This window comes from Siphonobacter sp. BAB-5405, assembly GCF_002872335.1.
In the GTDB taxonomy this organism is placed as follows: domain Bacteria; phylum Bacteroidota; class Bacteroidia; order Cytophagales; family Spirosomataceae; genus Siphonobacter.
The window spans coordinates 273,092-293,186 of the sequence record NZ_NJAG01000002.1 but is presented as its reverse complement, the minus strand read 5'-3'; the positions used below and the strand labels follow the sequence as shown (position 1 = coordinate 293,186).

The 20,095-nt window shown below is 50.8% G+C and carries 15 protein-coding genes and 1 pseudogene; 11 read left to right on the top strand and 5 right to left on the bottom strand.

Annotation, left to right across the window (positions count from 1 at the left end; translation table 11 throughout):
• Positions 1-3: 3 nt before the first annotated feature.
• Positions 4-1,227, bottom strand: a complete 1,224-nt coding sequence (locus BWI97_RS02315) for a hypothetical protein (protein ID WP_146010851.1) — start codon at positions 1,225-1,227, stop codon at positions 4-6.
• A 203-nt stretch (positions 1,228-1,430) separates the two neighbouring features.
• Here BWI97_RS02315 and BWI97_RS28895 point away from each other — a divergent pair, with 203 nt between their 5' ends.
• The 4 genes from BWI97_RS28895 to BWI97_RS02295 all read left to right on the top strand — a co-directional run bounded on the left by BWI97_RS28895 (position 1,431) and on the right by BWI97_RS02295 (position 4,244).
• Complete coding sequence (locus BWI97_RS28895) at positions 1,431-1,706, top strand: DUF4421 family protein (protein ID WP_094811948.1); 276 nt, start codon at positions 1,431-1,433, stop codon at positions 1,704-1,706.
• A 38-nt stretch (positions 1,707-1,744) separates the two neighbouring features.
• Positions 1,745-2,458, top strand: a complete 714-nt coding sequence (locus BWI97_RS02305; protein WP_255157834.1) for a DUF4421 family protein — start codon at positions 1,745-1,747, stop codon at positions 2,456-2,458.
• A 39-nt stretch (positions 2,459-2,497) separates the two neighbouring features.
• On the top strand, positions 2,498-3,631 hold the full coding sequence (locus BWI97_RS02300) for a lactonase family protein (protein ID WP_102199874.1): 1,134 nt from the start codon (positions 2,498-2,500) through the stop codon (positions 3,629-3,631).
• 136 nt (positions 3,632-3,767) lie between these two features.
• Complete coding sequence (locus BWI97_RS02295; RefSeq protein ID WP_102199873.1) at positions 3,768-4,244, top strand: GNAT family N-acetyltransferase; 477 nt, start codon at positions 3,768-3,770, stop codon at positions 4,242-4,244.
• Here BWI97_RS02295 and BWI97_RS27580 read toward each other — a convergent pair.
• The 4 genes from BWI97_RS27580 to BWI97_RS02280 form a co-directional block, all read right to left on the bottom strand.
• Entirely contained in the window at positions 4,208-4,351 is a 144-nt protein-coding gene (locus tag BWI97_RS27580; RefSeq protein ID WP_158242669.1) for a hypothetical protein, read from the bottom strand. The two genes, BWI97_RS02295 and BWI97_RS27580, sit on opposite strands and share 37 nt — an antisense overlap.
• A 74-nt stretch (positions 4,352-4,425) precedes the next feature.
• Positions 4,426-5,259, bottom strand: a complete 834-nt coding sequence (locus BWI97_RS02290) for a T9SS type A sorting domain-containing protein (protein WP_146010850.1) — start codon at positions 5,257-5,259, stop codon at positions 4,426-4,428.
• Between the two features lie 15 nt (positions 5,260-5,274).
• Complete coding sequence (locus BWI97_RS02285; protein WP_102199871.1) at positions 5,275-5,817, bottom strand: type VI secretion system tube protein Hcp; 543 nt, start codon at positions 5,815-5,817, stop codon at positions 5,275-5,277.
• 350 nt (positions 5,818-6,167) lie between these two features.
• On the bottom strand, positions 6,168-7,247 hold the full coding sequence (locus tag BWI97_RS02280) for a 1,4-beta-xylanase (RefSeq protein WP_199181977.1): 1,080 nt from the start codon (positions 7,245-7,247) through the stop codon (positions 6,168-6,170).
• 533 nt (positions 7,248-7,780) lie between these two features.
• On the opposite strand from BWI97_RS02280, the gene BWI97_RS02275 reads away from it, so the two are divergent.
• From BWI97_RS02275 to BWI97_RS02245, 7 genes and pseudogenes are all read left to right on the top strand, one after another.
• Positions 7,781-8,437, top strand: coding sequence for an RNA polymerase sigma-70 factor (locus BWI97_RS02275; RefSeq protein WP_233207731.1), 657 nt, complete (start codon positions 7,781-7,783; stop codon positions 8,435-8,437).
• 34 nt (positions 8,438-8,471) lie between these two features.
• Positions 8,472-9,446 (top strand): FecR family protein, encoded by a 975-nt coding sequence (locus tag BWI97_RS02270; RefSeq protein ID WP_102199870.1) that lies wholly within the window; start codon positions 8,472-8,474, stop codon positions 9,444-9,446.
• A 21-nt stretch (positions 9,447-9,467) separates the two neighbouring features.
• Positions 9,468-12,944, top strand: coding sequence for a SusC/RagA family TonB-linked outer membrane protein (locus BWI97_RS02265; protein WP_233207730.1), 3,477 nt, complete (start codon positions 9,468-9,470; stop codon positions 12,942-12,944).
• Positions 12,945-12,954: 10 nt separating this feature from the next.
• A pseudogene (locus BWI97_RS02260) lies at positions 12,955-14,831 on the top strand (RagB/SusD family nutrient uptake outer membrane protein).
• Positions 14,832-14,844: 13 nt separating this feature from the next.
• On the top strand, positions 14,845-15,537 hold the full coding sequence (locus tag BWI97_RS02255; RefSeq protein WP_102199869.1) for a DUF3823 domain-containing protein: 693 nt from the start codon (positions 14,845-14,847) through the stop codon (positions 15,535-15,537).
• A gap of 285 nt (positions 15,538-15,822) precedes the next feature.
• The gene (locus BWI97_RS02250) at positions 15,823-16,815 is read left to right on the top strand and encodes a glycoside hydrolase family 43 protein (RefSeq protein WP_094811971.1); all 993 of its coding nucleotides are present in this window, start codon (positions 15,823-15,825) and stop codon (positions 16,813-16,815) included.
• A gap of 715 nt (positions 16,816-17,530) precedes the next feature.
• Positions 17,531-19,951, top strand: a complete 2,421-nt coding sequence (locus tag BWI97_RS02245; protein ID WP_102199868.1) for a glutaminase family protein — start codon at positions 17,531-17,533, stop codon at positions 19,949-19,951.
• Positions 19,952-20,095: the final 144 nt, after the last annotated feature.

The following is a 20,095-nucleotide window of genomic DNA, read 5'->3' as shown; positions in this document are numbered from 1 at the left end:
AGGTTAGCGAACAACTTTCTGCATCCATTTGCCCCAGGCCAGCCCCAAGCGGGTTGAAACCAGGGTAATAAGCAGAGCTATACCCAGGCCGGAAGCCAGTTGAGTGGCCGATTCAATAGCCCAGGGGCCGTAGGTATAGCGGTATTTCCAGTTGGGATCGTTGGAAAAATACCAGGTGTAGTTGCCGAAGATTTTATTTCGCGTCAGAGGCGAGGTAAAGTGAAATTCGGAGAAAAACCATTGCGTCACGCCATACACGATTGCAAACACCAAACCCAGGACAAGGGCCTGTAGCCAGTCGTTGCGACCTTTTAGGCGAGCTGCTACCAGATCACAGGCAATGGCCGGTATAACGAGCAGAACGGGAAATCCGTAAAACTGAAAATGCGTAACCGGATTCAGGATCGGTCCGAGTAAAGGCTCGGCCGGAAATTGCTGGAGTATCCAGTTCGTGATCAGCAGTACACTCATGTACACCGCACTGATAATGGTACCACCCCAGCGGTGGCCCGAGGCCCGTCCGGTCGCAAAAAGCAGGAGCGGAAACACAAAACCCGAAACCTGATAATACAGCGATGTGTGACCCCGCGAGTTGTCAATAAATTCGGAGGTGAAGAGGTACACCAGGGCCAGCAGAAAACCCGCCGTCATCATAAACAAAAGCCGTAATCGCTGTACGCGTTGCTGATTTTGTTCATCGCTGAGCGAAGTTACCCGATCTGCCCGATTCAGAATCGCCATGACAATAAATAGGGCTCCCAACTGAATCGTCATGAGTCCAAACACCAGTACGGAATGGGGCGGCGTAAAGATCTCCACGTCGAGGCCATAAGCGGCATGCCACCAGTCGTCGAACGGAGCCGAAGACAGGGCGGCCATACTACCCCAGATGCAGAAAAGTCCGCCCAAAGAGCTGTAAAAAATTCCCCAGAAGTGAACCGAACGGTTTTTCTCTTCCAGCGTACCCCAGAAGGAAGTTTTTAAACACTGATACCCGGCGAACGTACCCGCAAAAGCCGAGCCCAGGTAAATCAACAGGTGAGGGGCCGAAAATAAGCCGTCCCGCCCAATGGACATGTGCCAGGAAATATCCCAGAGTACACCCACAAAAATGCTCAGCGAAGCCAGTACGCAGGCATATACGTACAGTGGAATGCCCAGTAACAAAGAAGCAGAACCTTGGGTGCGATGAGCCCAGGTTTGTGAAACGGATGCAGTGGTAGACATAGGAAAAACGGTTGAGGAATGGGATGAAGCAAGTTAAGATTTAAATATAGATAAATAACCTATTATCAACACTTTATGATTTTTGATAACGAAACAATCCGGAGGGGTTCCGAGTTAATACGGATCAAAGGCTGCACGGGCACCCTGGTTTTTACCGCTTTTCTCAGCATTTAGACATTCCAAGTCCTTGATACCCCTACGCGATGACTTCCTTTTTTAAACTCTTGCCGGTTCTGCTGGTCATGGGTACGGGTTCGGTGGAAGCTCATTCATCCCGCTCCGAAATCGACACCAGCTATATTTCGTCTTATGTGCGAAAGCTGACAGGTCGCGTGTATATGTCACAGAAGTACAGTCGCTTACGAATGAATAATTCCAGAATGCGGCTCACGTACAAACCCAACACCTCGCTCAATCTGGGTGTGGGGGCTACTTATGAATCGCTTACCCTGAATCTGCCTACGGCTTTGATTTTCTAAATCCGGATCATGGGCAGGGGAAAACCAAGTACCTGGATTTGCAATCGCACTTGTACAGCCGGCACTGGGTCACCGACGTGTACGGTCAATTCTACCGGGGGTATTACCTGAAACCCCAGGAAATCAAATCGGATTCGTATTATTTACGACCCGATTTAAAGCTGCGGATGGTCGGAGCTTCGGTATATCGGCTGAGCAATGGCGAACGGTTTTCGTACCGGGCCGCCTTCGTACAGAACGAATGGCAGAAAAAATCGGCGGGTTCCTGGCTCTATGGTGCGGAAATTTACTACGGGGTTATCAAGGCAGACAGTGCTCTGAAACCTTCAGTTCTGGCTCCGGAGTATACCATTGAAAAGGTACGCTTTTATAAGCTCGGACCGGGTGGTGGGTACGCGTATACCTGGGTGCTGAACCGACATTTTTTTGCCACGGGTTCGCTGACGGCCAATTTGAATCTGACGATGAGCCACGAATACGAAGACGATCAGCACGAGACTCGCCTGCACGTACGGCCCAATGTGAATTATCGGGCGGTACTGGGCTACAACAGTCGACTGTGGAATGTGAACGTATCGCTGGTGAATTCGGACGTGAGTCTGGCGGGGGCCAGTCGGACTGAGTACCTCATTCGGACCGGTAATTACCGACTCACCGTAGCCAAGCGATTTGATCCCGGAAAGAAATTGCGGAAACTGGCCCGGGAAAAACGGCGACTGCTCGATTCAGGGAATCCCATACCAAATGAGTAAATAACGTATAGCTTTGGGCTTTACTAAACCTTTGAATGCATGCAAACATTAACTGTAATTTCCATAGGCCTGGGTCTACTTGGTTCGGCTCAACTGATTTCGCCGCCACGTCCAAAAAAAGATGAATATCATCTCCTGATTGGTACCTACACGCAAAAATCCAGTGAAGGGATTTATGTCTATTCCTTTAATACGAAGACCGGCGAATTTGCTCCGGAAAGTGTTGCCAAAGGTTTGAAAAATCCCTCGTACCTGGCCGTGTCGCCGGACGAAAAAAAGGTGTATTCCGTGGGTGAAATGGAAAATGGCGGAGCCGTATACGCTTTTACGTTTGATACTAAGACCGGGACGCTCGACAAACTGAGTTCAGAATCCTCGGGTGGAGCGGGCCCCTGCTACGTAGCCGTGGATCGTACCGGCCAATGGGTGATTGTCGGTAATTACGGCGGTGGCAGTCTGAGCGTTTTACCGGTGCTGGAAAACGGAGGCGTAGGAGCCCCGCAGCAAACCATTCAACACGAAGGAAAAGGACCCAACGAGAAACGCCAGGAAAAAGCTCACGTCCATTCCATCAATATTGCTCCCAATAACCGCGATGTGTTTGTGCCGGATCTGGGTATGGATGAAATCACGTATTACCAGCTCGACGAAAAAACGGGTAAGCTGACCGAAGGCAAACCCACCAAAGCCACTCCCGGAGCAGGACCGCGACATTTTACCTTCCACCCATCGGGTAAATTCGTGTACGCCATTAATGAACTGAATCAAACGGTAACGGCCTACGCCTACAGCAAAGACGGCACCTTAACGCCCCTGCAAAGTCTGTCTACCGTACCAACGGATTTTAAGGGTGAAAATATTTGTGCTGATTTACACGTATCACCGGACGGCAAATTCCTGTACGGTTCGAATCGCGGGCACGATAGCATCGCGATTTACGCCATCGATCCTAAAACGGGTACGCTCAAGCTGGTAGATATTACGTCTTCCGGCGGCAAACACCCCCGGAACTTCATGATTGATCCTTCCGGCGAATTGGTGCTGGTAGCGAACCGCGATACGGATAATGTCGTGGTATTTAAACGCGATGCGAAAAGTGGAAAAATTACGCCCACGGGCAAGGAGATTTCCGTTTCAATGCCCGTTTGTCTGAAAATGATTCCGAAAAATTAGACGAAACAACCCCTGAGGCAATAGATAAAACATCCCGAAAGCCGCGACGCTTCGGGATGTTTTCGTTTCAGACCCTTATTTTTAAAGGCTGGAAGTCAAACGCCGGTTTTTTTCACGTTCATTCCCTCTTGATTGTATGCTATTTCGTCCCATTGAACCGAAAGACAACGCCCGTTTAGCCCAGATTATCCGGAGTTCCATTGAAGAATTTCATGTACCCCTGCAAGGAACTGCCCATACGGATCCTACCACGGACGATCTATTTGCACTTTTTCAAAAACCGGGCTCGGCCTATTGGGTAGCCGAAGAATCCGGCGAAATCCTGGGGGGCTGCGGCGTATCACCGACCAGTGGTCTGCCCGACGGCTGTGCCGAGCTGGTTCGTTTTTTCCTGACACCCGCCTCCCGGGGCAAGGGCATTGGTAAACGCCTCATGCAACAGTGTTTTGATACCGCCCAGTCGCTGGGCTATCGCCAACTGTATCTGGAGACCTTTGCCGAAATGTCGGCCGCAGTGGGCATGTACGAGAAAATGGGTTTTCATTACATCCCACAGGCTTTGGGAAATTCGGGGCATTACAGCTGCACCATCTGGATGCTGAAAGAGTTGTAACCGATACTCGTCGAAAAGCCAGCCCGGCCTACCAGATTCATGCGATCAATTTCCGCCGAATAATTGCGTTTCGTCGATGTAGGCGGTGCGGAGGTTTTATCCCACATGACTCTACTCCGGATTCCATAAAAAAAGGTACTGGCTCGTCAACCAGTACCTTTTTTTAGGAACGTAAGCGAAGCTAGGGCAGCAGGACAAACGAAGCCTGAGCGAGCTGGGTATTCGTACGAATCTTTACGAAAAAGAAACCCGCAGCTAGATGAGCCGTAGGATCAACCTCAAGCTGAAAGTCATCCGATAAAGGCTGATCCTTTCGCTGGTAGACCAGCATGCCCCGTGAATTATATAATTCAACGGCAACCGCTTGGGGAGCTTTTAGTCCGGAGAGCTGAAAGGTAATCTTTTGCCGGACCGCCGGGTTTGGAAACGCTCTTACGGCTAGAACCTGTTCGTATCCCTTCACCGAAACTACTTTCGAAAAAGAGTAGGAGCCATCCGTATCCAGCTGCCTGATGCGGTAATAGGTAATTCCGGCAAACGGGTTGGCATCGATGGATTCGTAGCGAAGCGTCCGGGAGGACGTGTGTCCACCCGGTACCGTTGCGATGGTTTCGAAGCCTTCGGTCGCCTGCCACGAACGCTGTACCTCAAAGTATTGATTGTTGACTTCGGTCGCGGTTTCCCAGGTTATTTTCACCTGATTTTCGCTGAGCCGCTGGCCCGTCACATCTACCCAGGTGACGGGTAGGGGAGATCGAATCCGGGTACAAAAGTAGCTGTCGCAGGTAGTAGCCAGTTGTCGCCCCCCAGCCAGCGGTCTGGAAATGGTACGGATCGCCGTTGAATGGGCAGAAAAGTATCCGGCAGTCGTTCGTTGCTGAAGACTATCCACTTTCCGTTTGGTCGCCTGATAAGGGCTGATTTTTTGCGGGTGAGGAACTCTTGATTGCGAATACCCCGGTAGAGCCAACCACCCGATACACCCAAGGAGGAGATAAATAAAGCGTATCAACATACGAATGGTCTGGCGTTAAAATTTTCTACCCGTGCTGATATCAAAGCTAAATTTCTGCTGTAGTGTTTCGGCCTGGTTCTTTGTGTCAAAGATGCTGTATCTTTTGAAAACAAAACTAATCGACTCCTGTAAACCCGGACAACCGCCTTCACAAGTACCCGTAGAACTGGTTTGATACGAAGTGACAAACACATCCTCCAGTTGAATTCGATACGAAATCCGATTTTCCCGGTCGTAAAAGTTGACATCGACTTTTGGGATAGCTACTCCCGTGACCATTTTGTCGATCAGAGCTGTACTGGAAATGTCATAAAATTTGGTAAGCGTAAGGGCACTAAAGGTAGGTTTTCCAAGGGCAGCCCCAGTTCCCTTTACAAAAGAAGCCTCACTTTCTATACCATATTGGATACTGCTGAGTTCAACTTCATTTTGATGGTTTTTGAGCTGAGTGCCGTTTTTGGTGATGGCATCAATACTCATAAAAAGACCCTGGGCATTCGTACGGGTAGCAACCAGAGCAAATAGGCTCAGGAGCAAAGAGAAGTACACTTTTCTCATGAAATAAAAGTGATAAAAGGTGGAATAAAAGGTTTGTAATAGGGTACAGCGGAAACAGCCTGACCGAAGCAGTCAAGCCATCCATTAAAAGAAAAGGCTTTCTCGAAGACGATCGTACTGGCGGGATCGAACGCTTGGGGGAAAGTCACGGCATCTACCAGTCACGCAGCTGCAGTACGCCGAAAAAGGATACGTAGCCTGGGAAACTGGAAAAATGACGTAGTAAGAGGGCAGAACAAAGATAGCCTGTTTGATTGATGAAAATCAATACATTCGCTGGCATAGCGACAAAAAAATATCCCGAAAGCATCGAGTGCTCTCGGGATAGATTCGTACAAACGCAGGATGAATTACTTCTTGGTCAGCTCCCGGATTACCTGTACTTCTTCGGCTTTGTAGGGGCTACCGTCTTTGCGGAACACTTCGTGAAACCAGAGTTTGGGTTCATCGCCGCTGGGAATGGGTTCGTCCCAGGCGTAGTACGTGTTGGTTTTCCCCGCTACCAGACCCCAGTTAATGGCTCCCACTTTGTATTTTTTGAAAATGGGTAAACAGGTTTGGAAGAGGCTGTTGTGCTTGCGGGCCATGTATTCCGTACAGATCATCGGACGACCGAGTTTCTGTAATTCAAGGATCTGTTTTTCCAGCTCTTCCGCTGATTTGTAGTTGTGAAACGTAATGATGTCCGAGTTGGCCAGCATAAATCCGTTGGATAACGGATGGTCATGCCACCAGCCAGACGTAATCGGCTGACTAGGCTTGGCCGCCCGGGCCCATTCAAACGACTTGATGAGCAGCGGCATCACGGCATCGTTGTAGCCATTGTTGGTGGGTTCGTTGAATAAATCCCAGCCTAAAATACGGTTGTCGTTGGCATAAGCTCCGATGACGCCCTTCGTATACGCTTCCAGCGATCCCCAGGTACGCGAGTCAAACATCCGCTTGGTACCGGGTGCCCGCAGCCAACCCGAGTTGTGTACGCCCGGTTTGGGTTCGGGTTGCTTGCCGGTTTTCGGATCGTCGTTCCAGCAGGAATCGAAGAGTACAAACAGAATCTTGATCTTGTGTTTATCGGCAATGGTCAGAAACTCGCCCATGCGTTTCTTGAGGCCTTCAGCGTCATTTTCCCAAAGCAAATTGTGCAGAAACACCCGCATGACGTTCATGCCAATGCCTTCCGCCCAGCCCAGTTCTTTGTCAATCGTTTGCGGATCCCAGGTATCGGCTTGCCAGAATTCCAGCTGATTAATGGCCGTGCTGGGCGTAAAGTTGGCACCTACGGGCCAGGGTTGCTTGGCGTACCAGTCGTTGGCTTTCTGAGCCGACCAGCGACCGGGCACCACTTTGACGGGTTCGCCCGTTGTGGTTTGAGCTTGAGCCGTTACGAAAAAGAAGCCCAGCGTGAGAAGGGTAAGCAAACTACGAATCATATCGAGCGTTGGTAGTTAGTGGTTGGTAGTGGATTGTTTAGAGGTAGTCAGTAAGCGTAGCTAATGAACGGGGACGTTAGTGAATAAGTAAGGATTAGAGGTTAAGCGTATGATTTTGATGCCTTCGTAGCCAGTCGAGCATACCCGATGCACAACGGCACAAGAGCCCATTCCGGTAATGGCCCGGAGCCAACGCTGCCCAATTCATTGACTGGACAGGCGTTGGTCCAAAGCAAATAGATAAAACAGGCAAGAGGTATAGTTTCATTCAAGGGTACTTTGAATTCGTGCAAAGGTAGGGAATAAATCAAGCTACACTCAGGACAAGTTCGTAGGCCGAAACCCTGAGTTCGTAATTCGGATGAATAGAATTATTCGTAGGAAGAACTAGACTAGCATTTTTAAACGGAATTAGTTATTCTTATTAAGGTCGAAAAAAATATATAAAAAATTATAAAAGTGACTCAGGGTGTTTGAATACCTACTTGTCAATAAGCTCAGTGAATCCCTTTACTCGCTGGAACCGCTGACTTATGTCTGTACCTGTACCTACTCCGGTAATCCGTTCGTTACCCGCCGCCCGATTGGTGGATTTCAATCCACGTAATCCGATGGGAAAAGACACGGAAGAATCGTTACAATTATTATTTCAGGAAAACCCCCAGAAGGGCTGTGAAGCCCTGTTTAGGCAATACTACGCGGCTTTATGCAGTCATTCGGTTCGACTGGTGTATTCCAGGGAAGTGGCCGAAGACATAGTCTCGGAGGTCTTCTGTCGATTCTGGAGTGATCGGGTGTATGAATCCGTCACGACTTCCTTCGTGGCCTATCTGTACCAGGCCGTCCGGAACCGTTCGTATAATTACCTGCGGTGGGAATTACAGAAATCCCGCCAGAGCACCGATCCGCAGCAGTTGTCCGTAGTAGATTACCAGCCGTCGCCCGCCGAAATGGTCCAGTTCGACGAGCTGCAACGCAAAATTGAGCAAACGATTGAACAACTTCCCTCGCAGTGCAAGCGGGTTTTTCTGCTGAGCCGCTTCGAAAACCGGAAGTATCAGGAGATTGCCGATGAACTTCAAATCAGTATAAAAACCGTCGAAACGCACATTAGTAAGGCGTTATCGACACTCCGACTCGTCTTGAAAGACGAGGGGCTTTTGTTCCTGATCGTGCTCTTCAGTTGCTAAGGTTTTATCCCATCTTTTTCATTTTCCTCAACGTATGCAATCGATTACCCGAGTCCATCTGATGGATTATCATGCCGGGCGAGCGACGCCTTTGCAGGCCCGGTTGATTGAAGAATGGCTTCAGCAGCCGGAAAATCGAACCCTGTTCTACGAAACCCTCCACGCGTGGGAATCGCAGCAACTCCAATACGTGGCCGATACCGAAACGGCTCTCGAACGATACCAGTTGTTCATGCAACAGGGGAACCAGCCGATGGAAGCCAGGCCCGTTAGCCGTCGGTTATGGTCCTGGAAACCCTGGTTTGCCGCGGCGGGGGTATTGTTACTGTGCTCAGGCTGGCTGTTTCGGGATACCCTTCAGTATAAAACCTATCAAACGGAATACAGTCAGGTACTTCCCGTCGAACTACCCGATGGCAGCCACGTCACCCTGAATGCTAATTCGACGCTCAAGTACCCCCGTTTCGATTTCGGCAATGGCCCTCGGAACGTCATCCTGAATGGAGAAGCCCGCTTTTCGGTAGTACACACGAAAGACCATCGCCGCTTTGTCGTCAAAACCGACCGCAACCTCGACGTGGAAGTACTCGGGACCGAGTTTGTGGTGTTCAACCGGGAACGCGGTACCCGGGTGGTACTCATGCAGGGAAAAGTACAGTTGAATTTCCAGAAACAGGGCCGGACGCTAACCATGAAACCCGGTGATCAGGTAACCCTGACCCCCGTGGGTTCCTTCGCTCTGACGAAACAGCCGAAACCCGAGGAGGTGGCCGCCTGGACGCAGCACCGCTACGTGTTTGCCGATACCAAACTCTCCGAAATTGCTCAGCTGATGAAAGAGAATTACGGGTACGAAGTAAAGATTCCGAATCAGAACCTCGCCCAGCGAATGGTCAGCGGAACCTTCAATGCCAAGGACGGAAATGAGTTATTAAACGCCCTGCAACTGGTACTGAATCTGAACGTGGAACGCGTAGGCAAACGCATTACCCTTACCGAAAAAAACTAATCCTACCTCTTACGATTATCTATGAAAAAAACGCTACCCATCTGCTTATGGGCGGGTTTGACGATGCTACCGGGGATTGGCATCTCGCAGACCTTCGCCCGTGCTGAAACCCTGCGGCAGGAAACTAAAGCTCCGGCGTATCGCTCGCTCCGCAAGGTTTTGCAGGAAATCAAGACCCAGTATAAAGTGGATATTCTGTTCGAGAACCGGGTGGTCGATCCGGTATCGATTCCGGTTGAGCGGCTGAAAAGCCACCGAACGGCGGAACAGGCCCTCCGGGCGATCCTGTATCCGGCGGGGCTGACGTACCAGAAAGTCAAAGAAAATGCCTACGTCGTTACGCCGGAGGAAAAGTCCACACCTGCCACCACACCTCCCAGGACTTCCTTTGTGATGCCTTCGGTGAACGCCACCACGCCTTTGCTGTCGCTGCTGCACGCGACGCCTTCGGCCGATATTCCCGTTCGCGGCACCGTACGCGATGAAGCAACGGGCGAAGGATTACCGGGCGTTAACGTCATCGTCAAGGGAACGTCGAAAGGAGCCACGACGGATGCGACGGGGACGTTTCGGCTGGATATTCCCGATGATAATGCTATTCTGGTGTTCTCTTCCATTGGCTACCAAACGCAGGAGCTGGCCGTTGGTACGCAGACGGTACTCAACATTTCGATGAAGGCCACCGATCAGGCCTTGAATGAAGTGGTAGTCGTGGGCTATGGCGAGCAGAAGAAAGAATCCATCACCGGAGCGATTTCGACCATTTCCAGTAAAGACATCGAAAAAGTACACGGCGGATCGACCGTGAGTAGTGGACTGGCGGGAAAAATTCCCGGCGTTTCCTTTCGGATGACCGATGGGCGGCCCGGTTCGAGTGCCAACATCCAGATCCGGAACATGGGAAACCCGCTGTATGTCATTGACGGCATTCAGAAAGACGCGGGACAGTTTAACAACATTTCCCCCAACGACATTGAAAGCATTACCGTACTCAAAGACGCCTCGGCGGCTATTTATGGCGTACGGGCGGCTAATGGCGTAATCGTAGTGACAACCAAACGCGGCAAGATGGGTAACCCAAACACCATCAACGTGGATGCCTATACGGGGGTACAGAACTGGACGCGTTTTCCCCGTACTACCAACGCCTACGAATGGATGCTGGGGAAGGCCGACGGGGAAATGAACCAGTACGGCCGCACGGACATTACGCCGGAAGAACTGGCCAAATGGCAGCAGGGTACCGAAATTGGTTACAAGAGTTTCGACTGGCACAACTACATCATCAAGAAGAACGCTCCGCAGTACAACATCAACGTTAACGCAACAGGTGGTTCCGATAAAATCAATTACTACATCTCGGCGACGCACCTGTTTCAGAACTCCGTACTGGGTCGGGAGTTTACGTTCAAACGAACCAATATTCAGAGTAATATCGACGCCCAGATTACGAATTCCCTGAAAGTCGGCGTACAAATCAATGGCCGGATTGAAACGCGGGATAACCCCGGTGTACCCGGCAGCGATGATTACTGGGGACCGCGTTTTGCGTTGTTTCGCAATCGTCCCACCGAACGTCCCTTTGCCAACGACAATCCCGCGTACCTTAACGACATCGGTCACAACGATACGAACTGGGGCTTGCTGAATAAGGATAAGTCCGGTTACTGGCGGGAAGACTGGCGGGTGCTGCAAACCAACTTCACGGGCGAATACCGCTCGCCCATCAAAGGACTAACGGCCAAGGGTACCTACTCGTACTACATCGCGGATCGCTTAATGAACGGTCACGAATACACGTACGATGCCTATACGTACTATAAAGACACCGATACCTACGTTCGTACGGGCGGCAGTACCAACCCCTGGCGGGAGCGGGGTACGCGGAAAGTGCTCGAAAACGTAGTGCAGGGACAGGTCAATTACCAGAACAGTTTCGGCAAACACAACCTGGCTGCCACATTTGTGGCCGAGCGAATTTCCCGCCGCGAAATTGACGTATGGGTGCACTCGGTACCGCAAACCAACGAACTGCCCTTGCTGCAATTCGCCGATATGGACACCTACAACGACAGCGACATTCAGACGGCCCGGGCCGGGTACATCGGACGCCTGAACTACAACTACCAGAACAAGTTATTTCTGGAACTGGCCGGGCGGCGGGATGCTTCCTACAAGTTTGCTCCCTCGAAACGCTGGGGTTTCTTTCCCTCGATTTCCGGTGGATGGCGGATTACCGAAGAGCCTTTCTTCAAGAACTGGGTAGGAGGTGACCGCGTACTGACCAATCTGAAACTTCGCGGATCGTACGGGGCACTGGGAGATGATGACGTAGGCATCGGTGATTTCGATTACGTATCCGGTTACAACTACGGTTCCTCGACGGTCATTATTGATGGGAAAGTCATTAAAGGTTCGCGGGACCGGGGGGTACCCATCACGAACATTTCCTGGTTTACTTCGAAAATTCTGGACTTCGGTCTGGACTACACCATCCTGAACGGCAAATTCAGTGGTTCGCTCGACTATTTTAACCGGAAGCGTTCCGGCTTACGCGGCCGGAAGTACGATGTGCTGGTTCCTTCTGAACTCGGCTACGGCCTGCCCGACGAAAACGTTAACAGCGATGCTCAGTTGGGCGGCGAAGGTTCGCTGTTTTACACCAGCAAAATCGATCAGCTGAACTTTACGATTGGTGGAAACCTGTCGTATTCCCGCCGGAAATTCCTGAGTTCGTACAAACCCCGCTGGAACAATTCCTGGGATTATTACCGCAATTCAGGTGAAAACCGCTGGAATGACCTGTACTGGGGGTATCACGTCATCGGTCAGTTTGAATCACTGAATCAGATTGCCGAATACGGCGTGAACATCGACGGTCAGGGCAACAAAACCTTACTACCCGGAGATCTGATCTACGAGGATACCAACGGCGACGGGATGATCAACGACTATGACCAGCGTCCAATCGGGAATGGAGCCGGTAGTAACCCCACGATCAATTTCGGCATCAACCTACAATTAGCGTGGAAGGGCTTTGATTTTACAGCTGACTTCTCGGGTGGTTCGGGATACTCCGTGATCCGAAACTGGGAGATGCGTTGGCCCTTCCAGAATACGGGGGCGTTACTGAAAGACTTCTACGAAGATCGCTGGCACCGCGAAAATCCGTATGACCTCAACAGTGCCTGGATTCCCGGCAAATTCCCGGCCTTACGCTTCAACGATGGCGGCCACAGTAACAACCGTTCGTCGGATTTCTGGCTTACTAACGTCACCTACCTCCGGATGCGTACGATGGAGTTCGGCTATTCCATTCCGCAGCGAATGCTCGAAAAAATCAAGGTGAAACGGGCTCGGGTGTACTTCAATACCTACAACCTCTTCTCCCTCGATAATCTGCGGAAGGCGGGTATTGATCCGGAGATTTCGGAAGAAAACGGCCTGGCTTATCCCCAAAATAAATTCGTCAACGTAGGGGTGAACCTCTCGCTCTAATACCCTGACTATGAAAAAAATGCATTACCTCAGTTGCCTGGTCCTGATGCTGGTGAGCTGGTCCTGCAACGATGAGAAGTTTCTCGATAAAGACCCGACCAATATTCTCACCAACGATAAAGTCTGGCAGAGTCCGAATCTCGTTCTGACGGTACTGGTCGATTTGTACGATCGCTATCCCGATATGCAGAGCACGGAAAGGTGGGTGGAGTACGCCAACTTCGACGAAGCCTTTGCTTCGAGTTCCGGGGAGTACTACCGACATAAAAACCAGGAATACAGCTACGACTGGTGGAACTACTGGGACTACGGCTACCTGCGGGAAATGAACCTGTTCATTCAGAAATGCGAACAGGCGACCCAACTCAGTGCTGGCGACAAAACACGTTTCCTGGCCGAAGCCCGGTACCTACGAGCCTCGTTTTACTTCGAGGAAGTGAAACGCATGGGCGGCGTACCGCTGATTCTGGAACCCCTGGCGTATGACTTCAGTGGTGATCCCACCTACCTGCAATACGCCCGGGCGAAGGAATCCGAGATTTATGACTTCGTGATTGCGGAGATGGAGGCGATCAAAAATGATTTGCCGGCGGATGCTAACGTGAAATCACGGGCTACGAAAGGACTGGCTCTGGCCACCGAAGCCCGGGCGGCTCTCTACGCTGGTTCGATTGCCAAGTACGGGGTCAATACCCCTCAGGTCTCTCTGCCCGGTGGGGAAGTGGGCATCGCTGCCGATAAAGCGGCGGGCTATTACCAAAAAGCACTGAAATCAGCCGAGGAACTCATCGCTTTGGGGCAATACTCGCTGTATCTGAAAAAGCCGACGGATTTGCAGGACAACTTTGCCAGTTTGTTTACGGATAAATCCAACAATGCCGAAGTCCTTTTCGTGAAGGATTTTAAACTCAAAAGTGGTAAAACCGTCGACTGGACGATCAGCAACCAGCCGCGTTCGGTGGCCGAGGAACAGCAGGGGGGTCGCCTGAATCCTTCGCTGAATCTGGTACAGTCCTTCGAAAAACTGGACAACACCTTTGCTCCCTATGCTTACACGGAGGCGAATGGCGGCTATCGGTACTTCTCCAATCCGCTGGAATTATTTGCCGGTCGTGATGCTCGTTTAGGCGGAACCGTGATTTTGCCGGGAAGCCAGTTTAAAAGCAAAACCGTAGACATCTGGGCCGGGTACATTCTGGCCAACAATTCCATCATTACGGGTGACAATTTCGGCTCCCGCAAGGTACTGCCCGGCAAAACGACGGAAGAACAGGTGGTTGGGTTTGACGGTCCCATCGACGGGCTGGAGTACAGTGCTCAGACGGGCTTCTACGTCCGCAAGTACCAGGATCCGACCGTAGGATCCGGGCAACTCGGCACCCGGAGTGAAGTTTGGTGGATTCGCTACCGTTACGCCGAAGTACTGCTCAACGCCGCCGAAGCTGCCTCGAACTGGGGCAGTCGGCCAAGGCTGCCGAGTACCTGAATCAGGTTCGGAAACGGGCCGGTTTTACCAAAGATCTGGTCGCGGCTGACCTGAGTTTCGACCGCATTGTGCACGAACGTAAAGTAGAACTAGCGTTTGAAAACCACATTTTCTGGGATCTGAAACGCTGGCGGCTGGCTCACGTAGTCTGGAATGGCAACGCGACCGACCTTACGACTCAGCCCGGCGTAGCTACCGAAACCAGTACCCGCATTTTCGGCCTGTGGCCGTATAAAATCTACGCTCCGGGTACCGAGCAGAATGGCAAGTGGGTGTTCAAGAAGATCATTCCTTCGAACGTGACCAACCCGCACCGCTTCCGGCTGGGCAATTACTACTCGTTCATCAACGAAGACATCCGGAACAACAACCCCAAAATTGTGAAAAACCCGAACCAGTAAACGCATTAGACCGATGAAAAAATATCTTCTCTTTTTACTGCTGGGGGCTTCGCTAACGGCCTGTAAATTTGATAATTACGATCCGCCGTCTGCGGTATTGAAGGGTCGGATTGTGTATAAGGGTGAACCCATTGGCGTCGAATACAACAACGTAACCTTCGAACTCTGGGAGCCCGGCTGGGGCAAAAAAGGACCGATTAACGTGACGGTCGATCAAAATGGCTCGTACGCCTCTACCTTGTTCGATGGCAATTACAAGCTGGTGATTCCTTCGTATCAGGGGCCTTTCAGGTCCATTCGCAACGCCGAAACGCAATCGGATACCATTCCGGTGCAGGTACGCGGCAGTCAGACCCTGGACCTGGAGGTATTGCCGTACTACATGATTCGTAATGCCACCTTCACGGGCGGAGAGTCGAAGGTTTCGACGCAGTTTTCGATTGAAAAAATTATTACCGACGCCTCGGCTAAAACGATTGAAGAAGTGGCTCTGTACATCAGCAAAACGGATTTTGTAGACGTTCGGACCAACATTGCCGCTCAGGTAATCAAAGGAGCCGATCTGAAAACCATGAGTGGCATTCAGATGCAGGTGACGGTACCGAAACTGACACCGACGCAAAATTTTGTATTTGCCCGTGTCAAACTGAAAGTCAGTGGGGTAGAAGACCCGATTTTTTCGCCCATTCAAAAAGTGACCTATTGATCAATGCTTCCCGGAAGCGTCAATCCTTTCGGGAAGTTTTTTTAGTAACGGTTGGTTTTGCTTCCCATTTGTAAAACTTTTCTACTGCCTTTTTATTCCAGATGACCTGCGTCAATCCGCTTCAGATTCATACATTTCCCGTATCGCAACCCGGCAAAAAGCCGATCTATTTTGACGATCAAAAGTCGACGAAGTTTTTAGGAGATGAGTTGAAACGAACAAGATGGTACTTTTACTGGTAATAGTTCTAGTTTTCAATCCTCTCAAACACTATTGTCTGGTTTCATGCGGAAGCTGTCCAAATCTCTCAAACAAAAAAGTCTCCTGGTACTAGCCCTGGCGGGTGCGGCTTTCGGAGCTGATGCTCAGAAAACCTCGGGTAACCCCATTTTTCCGGGCTGGTATGCTGATCCGGAAGGCGTAATTTTCGGGAAGACGTACTGGGTCTATCCCACGTACTCGGCTCCTTACAATAAGCAGGTACACATGGATGCTTTTTCTTCGCCGGATCTGGTGACCTGGAAAAAACATCCCAACATTATCGATACCAGTGCGGTAAAATGGGCCAAACGGGCGTTGTGGGCTCCGGCCATCATCGAGAAAAAAGGCAAGTATTACCTGTTTTTCGGAGCCAATGATATTCAGAATGATCAGGAAAAAGGGGGCATTGGCGTCGCCGTGGCCAACAAGCCCTCCGGACCGTTCAAGGATCTGCTGGGCAAACCCCTCGTCGATAAATTTCACAACGGTGCCCAGCCCATCGATCAGTTTGTATTCAAGGATAAAGACGGCAAATATTACCTCATTTACGGCGGCTGGCGACACTGTAACATTGCTCAGTTAAAAGAAGATTTCAGCGGATTCATTCCGGCCGAGGATGGCTCAACCTTCAAGGAAATTACGCCGGAAAACTACGTCGAAGGGCCAATCATGTTCATTCGGAATGGCAAGTACTACTTCATGTGGTCCGAAGGCGGCTGGACTGGCCCGAACTATTCCGTTGCGTACGCCATCGCCGATTCTCCCTTTGGACCCTTCAAACGAGCCGGTAAAATTTTGCAGCAGGATGCAAAAGTAGCCACCGGAGCAGGACACCACTCGGTCATCCAGCGGCCCGGTACGGATGAATGGTACATCATCTACCACCGTCGTCCACTGGGAGAAACCGACGCCAATCACCGGGTAACCTGTATCGAACGCATGTATTTCGATGAAAAAGGCGAAATCAAACCCGTAAAAATCACGTTCGAAGGCGTTCCGGCTCAGAAGGTAAAATAACCTTGCAAATCAGGGTTTTAACTCATTAAAAGTTACTGTCTGTTTAACCTGAGACCCGGCCCGGGGTCATGCCCCGGGCTATCTATCTAAAGTATTCTTTGGGTTTGGTAAGTGATGATTTAACTATGGCTTGTTGCTTTTAGGAAGCTTCTTTATTCACCTAGACCAAGTTTGGTCCCATAAGCACGGCTGTTCAGTAGCGATCAGCAATCCATGCCGGGCCATTTCACGCCTAACTATTCCATGGGGGCGACAGCCTGCTCAGGGCCACCGCATTTCGGCTATCGTAGCTCGTTCCGCGACCCCATGGAATGGCCCCCATGGAATGGCTGATACGCGGGAGAGGTTTTCATCTTCGAACAGTAGTAATGTTGTTAGTTTCTAGCGAGTTAGTACTGTTGACGACATAAACCCAGGCCCCGTCCTATCGCGAAAAGCCGCCTTTTTCATCCGCAAAGCGGTAGCCTGGAGCGGGATGAAAAGAGCGGTGTTTGCGATACGGACTAAGAGATCAGCCGTCTTTAAATGACGAAGTACTGATTCATTGAGACTAATCGGTTGTTAATAAATTCTTACGTACTAAATGACCAGCCATGCCTCTGGAACATAAAACAGACTTGTTAAACTCATCTTCAATTCCTCACAACCCCTAAAAACTACAGCTTTCAACCGATCCCTTTTACGTAAACTGCTTTATTATTTTTCCCTATTTACTATGAAAAAACACCTTTTACTGCTGGCCGCCCTGGCCGCGGGTGGCTGGGCTCAGGCCCAGGTAGGACGGGCCCCGGCGTATCCCTTGCTTACGCACGATCCGTATTTTAGTGTCTGGTCAACGACCGACGAACTGACGGCTTCACCCACGAAACACTGGACCGGTGCCGATCAACCCTTGCTGGGCGTTCTGACCGTGGATGGCGTCAATTATCGATTCCTGGGGCAAGAGGCGAAAGGCTACGAAACCATCCTGCCTACGGCGGATGAAATGGCGTACTCCGTTCAGTACACCGAAAAAGAACCCAAAAACGGCTGGAATACGCTGAACTTTTCGGATAGCGACTGGAAAACGGGCAAAGCCCCCTTCAGCGATGACAAGAACCAGGCCGCTACGCTCTGGAAAAGCGAAGACCTCTGGACCCGCCGGAGCTTCACGCTCAAGCAGGTGCCCGCGAGTCAGGTATACCTGAAAATACAGCACGACGACAACATCGAAGTCTATCTGAACGGCGAAAAAGTCTACACGCACAAGGGCTGGATCACCAAGGTCAACTACATTCCCATTCAGTCAAAACTGAAAGCGGGAAAGAACGTACTGGCCATTCACGTGGCTAACACGGCGGGTGGTGCCTGGCTGGACGCGGGCTTGTCGAGTGAAATGCGTTCGAATGAAAAAACGACGATGCAGGCGGCCACGCAGAAGAGCATGGATTTTACCGCCACGCAAACCAAGTATTCGTTTACGTGTGGTAAAGTAGATCTGGACGTAGCCTTTGCTTCGCCGCTGTTAATGAATGACTTAACGTTGTACGCTCGTCCGGTTTCTTACGTGACGTACCGCGTAAAAGCCAACGATGGAGCCGCTCACCAGGTAAACTTTTACTTTGGCGTATCGAGCAGTCTGGCGACCAACGTACCCACGCAGTCCGTAACGGCGGCAACGGCCTCAACCAATGATTACGTCGCCTTGAAAACCGGTACGAAAGAGCAGGCCATCCTGAAAAAGAGTGGCGATGACCTTCGCATTGACTGGGGCTATCTCTACGTGGCAGCTCCCAAGCAGAACCAGGCCGATCAGACCGTGAGTACACTGCCTGCCCTGAAAGCTCAGCGTTCAATGATTACAGAAGGTAAATCCCTGTTTCTGAATACGATCGTCAATCTGGGATCGGTGAATGCTACACCGAAAGAGCAATTTCTGACGGTAGCTTACGACGACATTGAGTCGATTCAATACTTCGGTACGAATCTGAAGCCTTGGTGGAAAGAAAACGGATCGACCATTGAGCGGGAAATTACCGCGGCCATCAAGGATTATAAATCGGTGATGGAAAAGTGTAATGACTTCGATCGCCAGGTCTATGCCGATGCCAAAAAGTCGGGCGGAGAAGAGTACGCCAAGCTGTGTGTACTGGGCTATCGTCAGGCGGCGGCGGCTCATAAGCTGGTGAAGAGTCCGCAGGGTGACATTCTGTATCTGTCGAAGGAAAACTTCAGTAATGGCTGTATCAACACCGTGGACGTTACGTATCCTTCGGCTCCGCTGTATTTGTTGTACAACCCCGACCTGCTGAAAGGTATGCTCAACGGTATCTTCTATTACAGCGAAAGTGGTAAATGGACGAAGCCCTTTGCGGCTCACGATCTGGGTACGTACCCGCTGGCGAATGCACAGGTATACGGCGAAGACATGCCCGTGGAAGAATCCGGCAACATGATTATTCTGACGGCGGCCATTGTGAAAGCCGAAGGCAAACCCGATTACGCCCGCAAGCACTGGAAAACGCTGACGACCTGGGCTGATTACCTGTTGAAAGATGGATTCGATCCGGCCAATCAACTCTGCACGGACGACTTCGCTGGTCACCTGGCCCGGAATGCCAACCTTTCGGTAAAGGCGATTGTCGGCTTGGGCTGCTACGCGATGATGGCCGAGCAACTGGGCGAAAAGGCCACCGCTGAAAAGTACCGCAAGAGTACCGAAGAAATGGTACAGAAGTGGATGCAGATTGCCGACGACGGCGATCACTACGCACTGACCTTCGATAAGAAAGGAACCTGGAGCCAGAAGTATAACCTGGTATGGGATAAGGTTCTGGGACTGAAACTGTTCCCGCAGTCGGTGTACGAAAAGGAAATCAAGTATTACCTGACGAAGCAGAACAGCTATGGCTTACCCCTCGACAGCCGCAAGACGTACACGAAATCCGACTGGATTGTATGGACGGCAACGCTAACGGACAATCAGGCTGATTTTGACGCTCTTGTGAAGCCGCTGCTGAAATACGCTCACGAAACTTCGTCCCGCGTACCCATCAGCGACTGGCACGAAACCACCGATGGTAAAAAAGTTGGTTTCCAGGCCCGGAGTGTAGTAGGGGGATATTTTATGAAACTACTCAATGACAAAATGAAGTAATTGTAGCGGAATTCGCTTACCCGTCGATGCCAGCTAGCTAGCTGGCATCGACTATTTGTAACCAGTGGTCGGTTGCTGGTATCTTGCAGGAAGAACGATACGTACTATGGGTCTCCAGTGAATGGAAACTGCAATTTTCCAGCT